At 62.6% G+C, this 14,380-nt stretch carries 12 protein-coding genes; 3 read left to right on the top strand and 9 right to left on the bottom strand.

Going from position 1 to position 14,380, the window contains the following annotated elements:
* Positions 1-163 precede the first annotated feature (163 nt).
* From AC3WTO_RS07105 to hutI, 5 genes are read right to left on the bottom strand one after another with little or no spacing between them, the layout of a single operon-like run.
* Positions 164-739 (bottom strand): HutD/Ves family protein, encoded by a 576-nt coding sequence (locus tag AC3WTO_RS07105; protein WP_492459940.1) that lies wholly within the window; start codon positions 737-739, stop codon positions 164-166.
* Between the two features lie 4 nt (positions 740-743).
* Positions 744-2,420 (bottom strand): urocanate hydratase, encoded by a 1,677-nt coding sequence (hutU, locus tag AC3WTO_RS07100; protein WP_492459939.1) that lies wholly within the window; start codon positions 2,418-2,420, stop codon positions 744-746.
* A gap of 19 nt (positions 2,421-2,439) precedes the next feature.
* A complete protein-coding gene (gene hutG, locus AC3WTO_RS07095; protein WP_492459938.1) occupies positions 2,440-3,258 on the bottom strand; it encodes an N-formylglutamate deformylase in 819 nt (272 codons plus the stop codon).
* The gene (gene hutH, locus AC3WTO_RS07090; RefSeq protein ID WP_492459937.1) at positions 3,255-4,799 is read right to left on the bottom strand and encodes a histidine ammonia-lyase; all 1,545 of its coding nucleotides are present in this window, start codon (positions 4,797-4,799) and stop codon (positions 3,255-3,257) included. The genes hutG and hutH overlap by 4 nt, the downstream gene beginning before the upstream one ends.
* Positions 4,796-6,028 carry an imidazolonepropionase gene (hutI, locus tag AC3WTO_RS07085; RefSeq protein ID WP_492459936.1) on the bottom strand — a complete coding sequence of 411 codons (1,233 nt, stop codon included), beginning with the start codon at positions 6,026-6,028 and terminating at the stop codon, positions 4,796-4,798. The genes hutH and hutI overlap by 4 nt, the downstream gene beginning before the upstream one ends.
* Positions 6,029-6,129: 101 nt before the next feature.
* On the opposite strand from hutI, the gene AC3WTO_RS07080 reads away from it, so the two are divergent.
* Both AC3WTO_RS07080 and hutC read left to right on the top strand, forming a co-directional pair.
* Positions 6,130-7,485 carry a formimidoylglutamate deiminase gene (locus AC3WTO_RS07080; RefSeq protein ID WP_492459935.1) on the top strand — a complete coding sequence of 452 codons (1,356 nt, stop codon included), beginning with the start codon at positions 6,130-6,132 and terminating at the stop codon, positions 7,483-7,485.
* 37 nt (positions 7,486-7,522) lie between these two features.
* A complete protein-coding gene (gene hutC, locus AC3WTO_RS07075; RefSeq protein ID WP_492459934.1) occupies positions 7,523-8,248 on the top strand; it encodes a histidine utilization transcriptional repressor HutC in 726 nt (241 codons plus the stop codon).
* Positions 8,249-8,346: 98 nt separating this feature from the next.
* On the opposite strand, the gene AC3WTO_RS07070 is transcribed toward hutC, so the two are convergent.
* Positions 8,347-9,849: a DEAD/DEAH box helicase gene (locus AC3WTO_RS07070; RefSeq protein WP_492459933.1), complete on the bottom strand. Its 1,503-nt coding sequence runs from the start codon at positions 9,847-9,849 to the stop codon at positions 8,347-8,349.
* A 426-nt stretch (positions 9,850-10,275) separates the two neighbouring features.
* Here AC3WTO_RS07070 and AC3WTO_RS07065 point away from each other — a divergent pair, with 426 nt between their 5' ends.
* Positions 10,276-11,808 (top strand): acyl-CoA carboxylase subunit beta, encoded by a 1,533-nt coding sequence (locus AC3WTO_RS07065; RefSeq protein ID WP_492459932.1) that lies wholly within the window; start codon positions 10,276-10,278, stop codon positions 11,806-11,808.
* A 15-nt stretch (positions 11,809-11,823) separates the two neighbouring features.
* Here the strand turns inward: AC3WTO_RS07065 and AC3WTO_RS07060 are convergent, their stop codons facing one another.
* From AC3WTO_RS07060 to AC3WTO_RS07050, 3 genes are all read right to left on the bottom strand, one after another.
* Positions 11,824-12,822, bottom strand: coding sequence for a hypothetical protein (locus tag AC3WTO_RS07060; protein WP_492459931.1), 999 nt, complete (start codon positions 12,820-12,822; stop codon positions 11,824-11,826).
* Positions 12,823-12,826: 4 nt separating this feature from the next.
* A complete protein-coding gene (locus AC3WTO_RS07055) occupies positions 12,827-13,837 on the bottom strand; it encodes a hypothetical protein (RefSeq protein WP_492459930.1) in 1,011 nt (336 codons plus the stop codon).
* Between the two features lie 96 nt (positions 13,838-13,933).
* Entirely contained in the window at positions 13,934-14,110 is a 177-nt protein-coding gene (locus tag AC3WTO_RS07050; RefSeq protein ID WP_165358265.1) for a hypothetical protein, read from the bottom strand.
* Between the last annotated feature and the right edge of the window lie 270 nt (positions 14,111-14,380).

The following is a 14,380-nucleotide window of genomic DNA, read 5'->3' as shown; positions in this document are numbered from 1 at the left end:
TTCCCGTCAAGATTAGCGGACGTTGCCTTGCCGACAACCGTGAAACTCGCGCGCATGCTCACAACGGGAAGCAGCGAATGGCAAGGATTCCGGCAATTTCGTGATGGCGCAACCGCCCGGCCCGATATTTCGGGTCAGGTTCGATAACGCTTGGAGACAGCTTTTAATCGTTTTGGATGGAGATCAGGAAAAGCGTGGCGTCGGGCAGAGGGCGCAGTGACGCGGTCTGCCCTGCCCTGTCGAACCACAATGTATCGCGGGCGCCAAGCGCGAGTGCAGGCGATTCGCCGATCTGAACACCGCCTTCGTCGCAGAAGACGAGCGTGACAGCTGCCTGGGTGGTGAGCTCGAGTGGTTCTGAAAGTGACAGGCGGCGCACAGTGTGGCGCACACGGCTACGGCGTGTCATCACATTGAGGTCGGTGATAGGCCCCCCAACCAGGGTCGCACTGGTCGCAGCATCCGCTGGAAAGAACAGGGGATCGCTGGACCGTGTCAACTGAACGGGGTCACGCCCCGCAATAGAGAGCCCCATGCCTTCGCCTTCGAGGATCGAAAGCGTACGGTCGATGCCGGCAAAGACCGAAAAAGGTCCGCCGGCTTCGACGCGTGCCATGGAGATGCGCCAATCGAAGTCATCCAGCCCGGCGCCCGCCGGCGAGACAACAATCTCGGTTGTTGTCCCGCCACCGTTCTTCCACGGCATGGATCGATAGTCGCTGGCGCGGAGGATACGCATCGGCTTAGCCGAGGATGCCAGGCAGGTTGAGCTGATGCTCCTTCGCGCATTCGATGGCGATGTCGTAGCCGGCGTCAGCATGGCGCATCACGCCCGTTGCCGGGTCGTTCCACAACACACGCTCGAGACGGCGCGCCGCATCCTCGGAGCCATCGCAAACGATGACCATGCCCGAGTGCTGCGAGAAGCCCATGCCAACGCCGCCGCCATGATGCAGTGACACCCAGGTCGCACCCGAGGCGGTGTTGAGCAACGCGTTGAGCAGCGGCCAGTCGGACACGGCGTCCGAACCATCCTTCATCGCTTCCGTCTCACGGTTTGGCGACGCAACGGAACCGGAATCGAGATGATCGCGGCCGATCACGACAGGTGCCTTCAGTTCGCCCTTGGCAACCATTTCGTTGAAAGCCAGGCCGAGACGGTGGCGATCGCCGAGGCCGACCCAGCAGATGCGTGCCGGCAGGCCCTGGAACTTGATGCGCTTCTGCGCCATGTCGAGCCAGTTGTGCAGGTGCTTGTTGTCCGGCAGCAGTTCCTTGACCTTGGCGTCGGTCTTGTAGATGTCTTCCGGATCGCCCGAAAGTGCAGCCCAGCGGAATGGGCCGATGCCGCGGCAGAACAGCGGGCGGATATAGGCCGGCACGAAACCAGGAAAGTCGAAGGCGTTCTCGACGCCCTCTTCCAGCGCCATCTGGCGGATGTTGTTGCCGTAGTCGACCGTTGGGACACCCATCTTGTGGAAGTCGAGCATGGCCCGGACCTGAACAGCCATCGACTTCTTCGCTTCCTTGGCAACGGTCTTGGGATCGCGCTCGCGCTTTTCTTCCCATTGAGCGACAGTCCAGCCCTGGGGCAGATAGCCGTTGACCGGATCATGCGCTGAAGTCTGGTCGGTGACCGCATCAGGTTTTACGCCACGGCGAACCAGTTCCGGAAAGATGTCGGCGGCGTTGCCGAGCAACGCAACCGAAATCGCCTTCTTCTCTTTTCCGGCCTTGTCGAGGATCGCCAGCGCATCATCGAGGTCTTTTGCCTGGACGTCGACATAACCGGTCTTGAGACGCATTTCGATGCGCGAAGCCTGGCACTCGACGGCAAGGCAGGACGCACCGGCCATGGTCGCCGCCAGCGGCTGCGCACCACCCATGCCACCCAGGCCTGCGGTCAGGATCCAACGGCCGGACAGGTCGCCATTGTAGTGCTGGCGGCCCAGTTCGACGAAGGTCTCGTAGGTGCCCTGAACGATGCCCTGCGAACCGATGTAGATCCAGGAACCGGCCGTCATCTGGCCGTACATCATCAAGCCCTTCTTATCGAGCTCGTTGAAATGATCCCAGGTTGCCCAATGCGGTACCAGATTGGAGTTGGCGAGCAGCACGCGAGGGGCGTCCTTGTGCGTCTTGAACACGCCGACCGGTTTGCCCGACTGCACCAGCAGCGTCTCGTCGGCTTCCAGGTTGCGCAGCGCGCCGACGATACGGTCGAAGCTCTGCCAGTCGCGTGCCGCGCGACCGATGCCGCCATAGACAACGAGTTCGCCCGGCTTTTCGGCAACGATCGGATCGAGGTTGTTCATCAGCATGCGCAGCGGCGCTTCAGTCAACCAGCTCTTGGCGGTCAGCTCTGTGCCGGTTGCCGCGCGGATGGTGCGGGAATTGTCGATACGGGTGTGTTGGGTCATGCGAATGCTCCCTCGAAAATCAGGCCTTCGCCCAGTTGAGTGCGGTCGTAAGAATTTCGGTCAGTGTCTTGCGCATCGGTGCGGCGAAGTCCTGGTCGTAGCGGCTTGGCCAGTTCGCCTGATCCACCCTGCCCTCGGGCTCCAGCATGTAACCGCGGCAGGAGAGCTCCATCTGCAGAGCGTGGACGCCGTCTTCCGGCCTGCCGTGATGACGCGTGATCCAGCCACCCTTGAAGCGGCCGTTGACCACAAAGGGGCGCCCGGTCGCGGCCATGATGTCGGCGACCTGTTTTTCCAGCACCGGGTCGGTGCTCTTGCCGGAATTGGTGCCGAGGTTGAACAGCGGCAGCCTGCCCTCGAACAGCCGGGGAATAACGGACCTGATCGAGTGGCAGTCGTAGAGAACGATCTTGCCGTGCAATCCGCGCAGCCGGGCGATCTCGGCTTCGAGTCCAGCGTGGTAAGGTTCGAAATAAGCCTTCCGACGCTCGGCAACATCGTCGTTGTCCGGCTCCTGTCCAGACTGATAGAGCGGCTCGCCGTCAAACGTCGTCGTCGGGCAAAGCTCGGTTGTTGCCTGTCCCGGATAAAGTGAAACACCGGATGGATCGCGGTTCACGTCGATGATGGAACGCGAGATGTTGGTGCGTACGACGGTCGCGCCGAGATCGGTTGCGAAATCATACAGCTTTTCGATCCACCAATCGGCATCGCGACGGGCCAGCCACGCCGAAACGAAGCGATCGTCAAGACCGGCGAGGTCGAGACCGGTGTGCGGGATGCTGACCAGCAGCGGCACCTCGCCGCGCTGGACCTCAAGCCATGAAGGCTGGGTCATGCAGCAACTCCGCTGATGGCTGGCAGCGCGACCGCCTTTGCCGCCTTCGCCAGCGAACCATCGCGCACCAGGGAGATCGCCTTTTCCATGTCCGGGTGGAAATGGCGGTCGTCATCAAGGTGCGGCACCTGTTCGCGCAGCACCTTGCGCACGGCCTCCAGCGGCTGGCTCGAAGCCAGCGGCTGATGGAAATCGCAGCCCTGCGCCGCTGCGAGCAGTTCGATACCGATGACGGCAGTGGCATTTTCGATCATGCCGATAAGCCGGCGCGCACCATGCGCCGCCATCGAGACGTGATCTTCCTGGTTGGCCGAGGTCGGGATGGAGTCGACCGACGCCGGATAGGCCTTCTGTTTGTTTTCCGAGACAAGGGCAGCTGCCGTCACCTGCGGGATCATGAAGCCGGAATTGAGACCCGGCTTCGGTGTGAGGAAGGCCGGCATGCCCGAGAGCGCGGGGTCGACCAACATGGCGATGCGGCGCTCCGACAGCGAGCCGATCTCGCAAACGGCGAGCGCGATCATGTCGGCTGCAAACGCGACCGGCTCGGCATGGAAGTTGCCGCCGGAGAGTGCGGTGTCATCCTCGGCGAAGATCAGCGGATTGTCCGTGACCCCATTGGCCTCGGTCTGCAGCGTATCAGCCGCCTTGCGCAGCACATCCAGCGCTGCACCCATCACCTGCGGCTGGCAACGCAGGCAGTATGGATCCTGAACGCGTTCGTCACCGACACGGTGGGATTCGCGGATGGCGCTGCCGGCCATCAGATTGCGCAAAGCATCGGCCGTTTCGATCTGGCCGCGATGCTTGCGCAGCAGATGAATGCGCGGATCGAACGGAGCGTCGGAGCCCTTGGCCGCGTCCGTCGAGAGTGCACCGGCAACCAGCGCCGCCTGATAGAGGACTTCGGCTTCGAACAGGGCGGCCAACGCGTAGGCGGTCGAGAACTGCGTGCCGTTGAGCAATGCCAGCCCTTCCTTGGCGCCCAGCGTAACCGGCTCCAACCCATGCGATGCAAAAGCGACCCTGGCCGGTACCCGGCCATGCGGGGTGAAGCATTCGCCAACGCCGATCATGGCGGCGGTCATATGGGAAAGCGGGGCGAGGTCTCCGGATGCTCCAACAGAACCCTGTGCCGGAACAACTGGAATGACGTCGTTTGCCAGCATTTTCTGCAGAAGATCGATGGTCTGCTGGCGCACGCCCGAGGCGCCTTGCGCAAGGCTCGCCATCTTGAGCGCCATCATCAGGCGCGCCACCGCAACCGGCATCGGCTCGCCAACGCCGGCGGCGTGCGACAGCACGATGTTGCGCTGCAGCGTTTCGAGATCGTCCGCCGGAATGCGCACGCTGGCGAGTTTGCCGAAACCGGTGTTGATGCCGTAGACCGGCTCGCCTTTGGCGACGATGCGCTCAACGGCCTTGGCGCTGGCTTCGATCGCGGCCTTGCAGGCCGGGTCGAGCACTGGCGTGGCACCGCGGTAGATAGCACGCCAGTCGGCCAGAGTGGCGTTGCCGGGCTTGAGTACGAGTTCTGTCATTGTCCCCTCCAGATGCGGGCATGGAGCGGATTGAAGCCCATGCGATAAACAAGTTCTGCTGGCCGCTCGATGTCCCAGATAGCCAGATCGGCCCATTTGCCGACTTCAAGCGTGCCGGTCTCACCAAGCAGCCCGAGCGCGCGCGCCGCTTCGCGGGTCGTGCCGGCGATGCATTCCTGCACGGTCATGGCAAATAGCGTCGCGGCCATGTTCATGGTCAGCAGCAGCGATGTCAGCGGCGAGGTGCCGGGATTGTTGTCCGTAGCGACAGCCATCTTCACGCCATGCTGGCGAAACAACGCAATCGGCGGCTTCCGGGTCTCACGGATGAAATAATAGGCGCCCGGCAGGATGCCGGCGACGGTGCCGGCCTTCGCCATCGCCGCGGCACCAGCTTCATCGGTGTATTCGAGGTGGTCGGTCGACAGCGCGCCGTAGCTTGCAGCGAGTGCAGCGCCGTTGAGATTGGATAGTTGGTCGGCGTGCAGCTTCACCGGCAGGCCGGCTGCTTTCGCCGCATCGAAGACGCGCGCAATCTGTTCGGGGGAGAAGGCGATGCCTTCACAGAAGCCGTCGACCGCGTCGGCCAGTCCTTCAGCGGCAATGGCCGGCAGCATCGTCTTTGCCACCAGGTCGATATAAGCGTCCTTGTCGCCATTGGCTTCCGGCGGCAGCGCATGAGCGCCCAGGAAGGTCGTGCGCACCGTGACCGGGCGTTCGGCACCGAGACGACGGGCCGCCTTCAAGGACTTCTTTTCATTGTCGAGATCGAGGCCATAACCCGACTTCACCTCGACCGTGGTGACGCCTTCGGCCATCAACGCATCGAGACGCGGCAGCGTCTGGGCAACGAGTTCATCCTCGCTTGCAGTGCGCAACGCCTTGACCGAGGAGACGATACCACCGCCGGCCCGCGCCACTTCCTCATAGGTCGCGCCGGCAAGCCGCATCTCGAACTCATTGGCACGATTGCCCGCGTGGACAAGATGGGTATGGCAGTCAATGAGACCGGGCGTGATCCAGCGACCTTCGCAGTCGATGATTTCGGTACCGGCCGGAACAGCCGGCATGTCCTTTTCAGGGCCGGCATAAACAATGCGGCCGCCCTTCGCCACGATGGCGCCATGCTCGATTTCACCAAGACCGGCGGCATTCTCGGCCAGCGTCGCCAGGCGCGCATTGCGCCAGATGCGGCTTGCCTCTGCCCGGCCTTTCTCCTCCTCAGCCATAGCCTTTTTCCGCTTCACTCCGTCGAAATTATGTATATACATATTAAGGCGCGACGCAAGTGCTAATGTCGCGCAGGTTACGGCAAGCGGAGGACGACGGCATGACGGCGATTTTTGCGGAACAGGCTTTTCTGAGCGGCGGCTGGCGCAAGAACGTGCGCCTCGTCATTGCCGACGGCACGCTGACTTCGGTTGAAGCGGACGCCGCCGTTCAGGCTGGTGACGAGCGGCACGCCATCATTGTCCCCGGCATGCCCAACCTGCACAGCCATGCCTTCCAGCGCGGCATGGCTGGCCTTGCCGAAACGCGCGGCCCAGGTGCTGATTCATTCTGGAGCTGGCGCGAGGTGATGTATCGCTTCGCATTGTCGATGACACCAGACGACGTCGAGGCGGTCGCAGCCCAGCTTTATGTCGAGATGGTCGAAGCAGGTTTTTCGCGGGTCGGCGAATTCCATTACCTGCATCACGACCGCGACGGCAGCCCCTACGGCAACATTGCCGAAATGGCTGAACGCGTTGCGGCCTCGGCGAAGGCTACCGGTATCGGCTTGACGCTGTTGCCGGTCTTCTACGCGCATTCCGGTTTCGGCGGCGGCGCCCCCAACGAAGGGCAGCGCCGCTTCATCAACGACCTGGACGGCTTTTCCAGGCTTCTCGAACAATCGAAGGCGGCGGTATCGGGCCTCGCCAATGCGGTCGTCGGCGTTGCGCCGCACAGCCTGCGCGCAGCTACCCCGGAAGAGCTGTCGGTTGTCGCCAGGCTCGAACCGAAGGCGCCGATCCACATCCATATCGCCGAGCAGGTCAAGGAAGTGGAGGATTGCGTCGCCTGGTCCGGCAAGCGTCCCGTGGAATGGCTGCTGGAAAGCCAGGCCGTCGACGGCCGCTGGTGCCTGATCCATGCCACCCACATGACCGACGGCGAGACGATCGCCATGGCAAAGTCCGGCGCGATCGCCGGCCTCTGCCCGATCACCGAAGCCAATCTGGGCGACGGCACCTTTTCCGCACCATTGTTCTCCAGCCATGGCGGCCGTTACGGCGTCGGTTCCGACTCCAACGTGCTGATCGGCGTCGCGGACGAGCTGCGTCAGCTCGAATATTCCCAGCGCATTTTCCATCGCGCCCGCAACGTGCTGGCAGCTCCAGGCCAGTCCAATGGCGAAAATCTGTTCACGCAATCCCTGATCGGCGGCAACGTGGCCCTTGGCGTTGCAGCAGCAGGCCTTGAAACGGGCGCGCCGGCCGATTTCGTTTCGCTCGATGCCAATCACCCGTCGCAGGCCGGCAAATCCGGCAACGCGATCCTCGACACCTGGATCTTCGCCGGTGGCGCGCGTGTCGACTGCGCCTGGGTTCATGGCCGCAAGCTGGTGGAAAATGGCCGCCATTTCGCGCGCGAAGCCATTGCCGAACGCTTCCGGAACGTCATGATGCGTTTATCGGCCGGCTAAGGGCCGCGGGATTCGAACAGCGGAGAACGACAGGCTGATGAGCACGACAGCGGAACCGGCATCGCTCCATCAGCGCATCCTGTCCGACATCAGCGAGAAGATCCTGTCCGGCGTCTGGGCGCCGGGTCATCGCATCCCTTTCGAACACGAATTGACGGCCGAATACGGCTGCTCGCGCATGACCGTGAACAAAGCGCTGTCGCAGCTTGCCAAGGCCGGCCTGATCGAGCGCCGCAGGCGTTCAGGAAGCTTCGTGCGCCAGCCGCATTCCCAGGCGGCGATCCTGGAGATCCATGACATCCGCACCGAGGTGGAAGCCACCGGCCTGCCCTACCACTTCGAGCGCGTCTCGCGCCTCAAACGCCGCTCCAGCACCGAGGATCGCGGACTGCTCGGCCTCGATGCGACAGTGCCGGTTCTTGCCGTGGAATGCCGACACTTCGCCGGCAAGCGGCCGTTCTGCCAGGAAAGGCGGCTCATCAACCTGAGCGCCGTTCCGGAAGCGGAGGAAGAAGAGTTCCTGGAGATCAGCCCGAACCCCTGGCTGGTCGGACATGTGCCGTGGAATGCAGCCGAACACCGTATCCGTGCCATGGCCGCGGATGAGGAAATAGCTTCGGCGCTCGATATCGCAACCGGTTCGCCCTGCCTTGTCGTGGAGCGACGGACCTGGAATGCCGAACGCCCGGTTACGCAGGTGCGTTTCGTCTACGCCGCCGAAAGCCACGAATTGGTGGCGCGTTTCGCACCGTCGCAGGGCTAGCTGTCCGAGCCTGCAGTTTGCAGGCGGCGCAAAACAGCTCAAACAGGCTTAGAACATAAGAAAAGGGGCCGTCCAGCTGGACAGCCCCATCTCGTTGATCAAGCCGCGCGTGCGGCCGGCTTGCGGTTGAAGCGGCGCTTGCTGCGGAAAGGCTTGTTTCCTTCCGGCTTGCGTTCGCCATGCGGCTTGTCGCCGAACGGGCGGTCACCCTTGGGCTTGCCGTGGAAGTGGCGCTCGCCACTCGGCTTCCCCTTGAAGGGACGGTCGCCGCCCTGGCTGCGTTCGCCCTGCGTGCCCTGATCGCCTTGCGGCTTTGCGCCGAAACGCTTCTTGCCGAAGCCGTCGTTGCGCGGCCGGCCATCGCGACGCTGTCCGCGACCCTCACCATCATTCGCCGGCGTAAAGGTGCGTTCGCCTTGCGGGCGCGGTTCACGAGCCGGATCGGGCTGACCAAGATGATCGGCCAGTACCGGCAGCTTCATGCGAATGATGCGTTCGACCTGGCGCAGCTTGCTGTTCTCCGACGGGTCGACCAGCGTGATGGCAATACCGTCGCGGCCGTTGCGGCCGGTGCGGCCGATGCGGTGCACGTAGCTCTCTGCCTCGTCCGGCAGATCGAAGTTCACGACATGGCTGATGCCGGGAACGTCGATGCCGCGTGCGGCGATGTCGGTGGCGACCAGGATGCGCACCGAGCCGTCACGGAAACCGTTCAGGGCCTTCTGGCGGGCGTTCTGGCTCTTGTTGCCGTGGATGACCGCGGCTTCGAAACCGTCACGCTCGAGGTCCTTGGTGACGCGATCGGCGCCATGCTTGGTGCGCGCGAACACAATCACCGAGCTCATCGCCTCATCGGCCAGCATATCGGACAGCACCTTGCGCTTCTGCTTGGTGCGGGCAAGCACGACGCTCTGGGTGATCTCGGCGGCCGTGGTGCCCTGCGGCGCCACTTCCACGCGCACCGGATCGCGCAGCAGGCTCTGTGTCAGCTGCTCGATCTCCGCCGGCATGGTTGCCGAGAACAGCGCGGTCTGCCGCGCCGGATGCGTCGCCTTGGCGATGCGCTTGACGTCGTTGATGAAGCCCATGTCGAGCATGCGGTCCGCTTCGTCGAGCACCAGCCAGGTGGTCTCCGACAGGATCACATCCTTCTCGCGCACCAGATCCATCAGGCGGCCGGGCGTCGCGATCAGGAAATCGACGCCGGGGCCGATCTTCTTGACCTGGCTGAAGCGCGAAACGCCGCCCAGCACGAGCGCGGTCGAGATGTGCGCGCCCTTGGCGAGCACCTTGATGGTCTCTTCGATCTGGACAGCCAACTCGCGAGTCGGCGCCAGGATCAGGGCGCGTGCCGTCTTCGGCCGGCGCTTGGTGCCGAGCGCGATGATGCGCGACAGGATCGGCAGGGCAAAGGCGGCGGTCTTGCCGGAGCCCGTCTGGGCGATGCCCAGTATGTCGCGGCCGGCAAGCTGTGCGGGGATGGCCTGCTCCTGGATCGGCTTGGGATCGGTGAATCCCGCCGAAAGCGTGGCCTTGAGCAACTGGCCGGTAATTCCAAGTTTGGCGAAACCGGTCGGTTCCGCAGTGATTTCTTCGGTCAAAACAATCTTCTTTCATGCGGCATAGGCCGCAACGACCAGCGCGGCGGAGCGCAACCCGCCGTCTGAATAGCAAAGGGACGACAAGGCGGGCGGGCAAAAAGCCCGCTCGGCTGCGCTGTCGTGCCCGCTGGCCTCTTGCCGCGGGACTTACACCGCCTTGCCTGAAGCAAGGGGAACAGACGCAACCAGTCTCAATCGAGGAGAAAGCCGGAGGGAGGAACCGGCCCGAGCGCCTATGGCTGCGCATATGGAGGAGTTCGGCAAGAAATGCAAGGGCTTGATGCTGCACTGCAACAAAACATCCCTGCCGGGTTCTCGTGGCAAGCGGGTGAAATGCCGGTTTGCATCGCGAAACCAAAGCCCCGCTTGCACTCCCCGCGCAGCGCCGATACCAACAGCGGACTAACGATCCGAGGGAGGCCGCCCATGAAGGAAGTGCTGAAGGAACTCGAGCGCCGACGCGACATCGCCCGTTTGGGCGGCGGCCAGGCACGCATCGACGCCCAGCACGCCAAGGGCAAGCTGACCGCGCGCGAGCGTATCGACATCTTCCTCGACGAAGGCTCGTTCGAGGAATTCGACATGTATGTCGAACACCGCTCCACCGATTTCGGCATGGAAAAGTCGAAGGTCGCCGGCGATGGCGTCGTCACCGGCTGGGGCACGGTCAATGGCCGTCCCGTCTATCTGTTCGCGAAAGACTTCACGGTGTTCGGCGGCTCGCTTTCGGAGGCGCATGCCGAGAAGGTGATGAAGGTGCAGGACATGGCGCTGCGCAACCGCGCGCCGATCATCGGCCTCTACGATGCCGGCGGCGCCCGCATCCAGGAAGGTGTGGCGGCGCTCGGCGGCTATGCCGAAATCTTCCAGCGCAACGTGCTGGCCTCCGGGGTCATTCCGCAGATTTCGCTGATCATGGGACCTTGCGCGGGCGGCGACGTCTATTCGCCGGCCATGACCGATTTCATCTTCATGGTGCGCGATACCTCCTACATGTTCGTGACCGGGCCGGACGTCGTGAAGACGGTGACCAACGAAACGGTGACGGCCGAACAGCTTGGCGGCGCTTCCGTGCACACGACGAAATCGTCGATCGCCGACGGCGCCTATGACAACGACGTCGAGGCGCTGCTGCAGATGCGGCGCCTTGTCGACCTGCTGCCGGCCTCCAACACCGCCGAGATCCCGGAAGTCGAATGCTATCAGTCGGTGACCGAACACGACATGTCGCTCGACCGCCTGATCCCGGACAATGCGAACAAGCCTTACGACATCAAGGAATTGATCCTGAAGACCGTCGACGAAGGCGACTTCTTCGAGATCCAGGCTTCGTTCGCCAAGAACATCGTCACCGGCCTCGGACGTGTCGAAGGACGCACCGTGGGTTTCGTCGCCAACCAGCCGATGGTGCTGGCCGGCGTTCTGGACAGCGACGCCTCCCGCAAGGCGGCGCGTTTCGTGCGCTTCTGCGATTGTTTCAACATCCCGCTTGTCACCTTCGTCGATGTGCCGGGCTTCCTGCCCGGAACCGCGCAGGAATATGGCGGGTTGATCAAGCATGGCGCCAAGCTGCTGTTCGCCTATGCCGAGGCGACCGTGCCGAAGGTAACCGTGATCACGCGCAAGGCCTTTGGCGGAGCCTATGACGTGATGGCTTCTAAACACCTGCGCGGCGACATGAACTATGCCTGGCCGACGGCGCAGATCGCGGTGATGGGCGCCAAGGGCGCGGTCGAAATCATCTATCGCAAGGATATCGGCGACGCCGACAAGATCGCCGAACATACCAAACGCTATGAAGACCGCTTCCTGTCACCGTTCGTGGCTGCTGAACGCGGCTATGTCGATGAGGTGATCATGCCGCACTCGACGCGCCGTCGTGTTGCGCGGGCGCTCAGGATGCTGCGCAACAAGGACCTGCAGAACCCCTGGAAGAAGCACGACAACATCCCGCTTTGATGCGTGACGGCGCCATCACACGCTCGGCGTGTTGGCGCGAACGACTTCTGCAAAAATCCTGGCGATCTTCTTCGCGCCGGTTTCGTTTGGATGGATCTCGTCGCGATACCAGTCGCGCTCGCCCATGGCCGGCCTGAGATCGCTGTAGACGACATGTGCCGTGCCCTGCGCGAAGGATTGCAGGGCATCGTTGAACAACTTGACCATCTGGGCAACGATTGCCCGACACAGCGGCGCATGAGCGACGGGATCGAAGCCGAGCGTTTCCAACGGACCACCCAGATAGTGCCCGCCCTTTTTCGGGATCGGATTGGCATAGCCGTGCACGTAGAGCACCACACGGCCAGCGGTCGCGTCGCGCGCATCGTTGGCCAGCGTGCGGTAGAAGCCCATCATCTGGCTGATCTTCTGCGGGAACGTCGCCTTGATGTAGTCGGCGGCGTGAGCGGGGTCGGTATCGCCCGGCCTGCGCGGCTTCACGTAGGCCGGGATGGAGCCCAGCACATCATTGCCGCCGCCAGAGAACAGAAAATGCCCGAACAGGCCGGAACGCAACGGCTGGCGGTATTGCTTGGCGGTGACCATCGCCTCCAGTTCATCGCCCCAGAGCGCGATGTTGCTGACGTCGAAATCGTAGTCGCTGCCGAGAAAGTCTATCGCCGTCTTGGGATAAATATAGTCGGGCAGGTTGAACCAGGAGTCGCCCTCCGCCAGAAGCTTGGTTCTTGCGGCCCTGCGCAGCGTTTGCGTCAGCAGGCGCGGCTTCTTCGGAAGCGGCGACTGCGCTTGTGTCGCCTCGGCGTAAAGCTTGGATATAGCCTCCGGGCTCGGCCTGGCGCGGCCTACATCCACCAGAGCCTCGTTGAGCTTCAGGGCGGGAGCGAACGGCTTGCTGTGTTCCTCGTCCGGCAGGAAGTAATCGGTGAGTTCGCGCTCGCTGAGCGATGCCTCGCGGCAGCGTTTGCGCAGTTCGACCAGCGAGATCTTCGGGCTTTGCGGTTTCTTCGCAACCATCGGCTCACTCCGCCCAGCCAGCAATGACCCTGGCCGTGTCCTGGTTCATCAGATAGCCATACAGATCATGCGGGTTGGAGACGAGTTGCCCGCCGGCGGCGTCGCGATAATGCCAACAGTTGTAGATCTTCCTGTCGGTGATCGAGCGGCAATAGCGTCTGGTTCGCATGATTGAAAACGCCGTCCGCATGCTTGGCACATGCGCGATGAAGTCATCCTCCGCATGGATATTGACCCAGTCGACAAACTGGTTGCGCGGATATTTTTCCTCCTCCAGCGCCACGGCATCGAGCAGGTTGCGCCGGATGCCGATTTCGCCGAGCGGACAGCCCAGCGTGAGCCAGAGCTTGACCGGATGCGCTGCGCCGTCATGCCGGTCCTCGTATTCGGAACGGAACGAGTATTTCCAGAACACGTCGTAAGCGACCATGCAGCCCATGCTGTGGGTGACGAGGCAGACATCGTCACCGTCGGCCAGCGATTGTTTGAGGACGTCCTGCAGGCGCGCACGGATGTCCGAGCCGACACGCTGCGATGTGAGGTAGACGGCAAGATCCCACTTGATCGAAACTTCGACCAGCGAATTTACGAGGCCAAAGGTGAACAGCTCGCCGAACATGGAGGCGGCGTGTATCGCTTCGTCGAGGAAACGCCAGTCCTTGGCGATGTCGAGGACATGGCGATAGCTCGCCTTGTCGAAGCGACGCAGCGCATCGGTCAGGCTGAAGGCGTCATCCAGCGCCTCGGACGGGAAGCAGGGTTTGAAATCATAGGGCGGATCGTTCCGGGCCGTCAGCAGCGCTGCGGTTTTGGCGTCGTAGGACGCTTCGATGCGGTTGGTGACATCGCCGTAATATGCACTGGTGAACTTGATCGCGCCGCTTTGGACATCGGCGGCGACATCGGCCCTGCCCGCCCGCGTCAATCCCCTGACAATGGCTCGCTTGGCAAGAGCCGCCAACGCCGAGCCGGCCGGCTTGATATCCCTGCCATGAACGAGGATGAGGTGTTTCATGCCGCGAGCCCCTCGCTGGATGGGCAACGGTAGCACAATGCTGCAAAGCTATCGCAGATCTTGCGACGTACGCCGAAGGGCGTAGCTGTCGAAACCTCAGGCTGCTCTTACCAGATCGTTGTATTCATCGAGATCGACATAGAAGACACGCGTGATCTCGGTGATGATCTCGTCGTCGTCATACCCCTGCGATTTCAGGATGTTGATCGCCGTCAGGATATCGACGCGCTCGACGAGGCGCCGCTTCTGGTAGTCTTCAAAAAAAGTCTCCACCGGCCCGTCCCTTGCCCGATGTGCCCAGTAACGCCGAGATCACGGAAGAAACGTTGTCGTCGATCGCCTGCGCGGAACTGCCCCACGCCGACGAGGTCTTCCTCGATCTGCCCCCAAATCAAGTTTGACGCTGAAAATGTGGCCGACTCACCAAGGCCAACCAAAGAGTAACATGGGTGGACCGAAGTGCAGCAATATTAGTTGCCGGGAATATATGATTTCAGCGCCGAAGTTTGCGCAAGAGGCAGCGTTCGGCAATGTTGCGGTCTT

This window comes from Mesorhizobium sp. EU05-FHT14A09 (genome assembly GCF_058790995.1).
Note: the sequence above shows the minus strand (reverse complement) of the source record. Positions and strands in the feature narration are given on the sequence as shown.

Bases quoted from the DNA above. Each gene is read 5' to 3' on its own strand.
- AC3WTO_RS07055 (WP_492459930.1), bottom strand. From the start codon at position 13,837: ATGAAACACCTCATCCTCGTTCATGGCAGGGATATCAAGCCGGCCGGC.
- hutI (WP_492459936.1), bottom strand. From the start codon at position 6,028: ATGGCTGAGGAGGAGAAAGGCCGGGCAGAGGCAAGCCGCATCTGGCGC.
- hutG (WP_492459938.1), bottom strand. From the start codon at position 3,258: ATGACCCAGCCTTCATGGCTTGAGGTCCAGCGCGGCGAGGTGCCGCTG.
- AC3WTO_RS07105 (WP_492459940.1), bottom strand. From the start codon at position 739: ATGCGTATCCTCCGCGCCAGCGACTATCGATCCATGCCGTGGAAGAAC.
- AC3WTO_RS07065 (WP_492459932.1), top strand. From the start codon at position 10,276: ATGAAGGAAGTGCTGAAGGAACTCGAGCGCCGACGCGACATCGCCCGT.
- AC3WTO_RS07080 (WP_492459935.1), top strand. From the start codon at position 6,130: ATGACGGCGATTTTTGCGGAACAGGCTTTTCTGAGCGGCGGCTGGCGC.
- hutC (WP_492459934.1), top strand. From the start codon at position 7,523: ATGAGCACGACAGCGGAACCGGCATCGCTCCATCAGCGCATCCTGTCC.
- hutH (WP_492459937.1), bottom strand. From the start codon at position 4,799: ATGACAGAACTCGTACTCAAGCCCGGCAACGCCACTCTGGCCGACTGG.
- hutU (WP_492459939.1), bottom strand. From the start codon at position 2,420: ATGACCCAACACACCCGTATCGACAATTCCCGCACCATCCGCGCGGCA.
- AC3WTO_RS07060 (WP_492459931.1), bottom strand. From the start codon at position 12,822: ATGGTTGCGAAGAAACCGCAAAGCCCGAAGATCTCGCTGGTCGAACTG.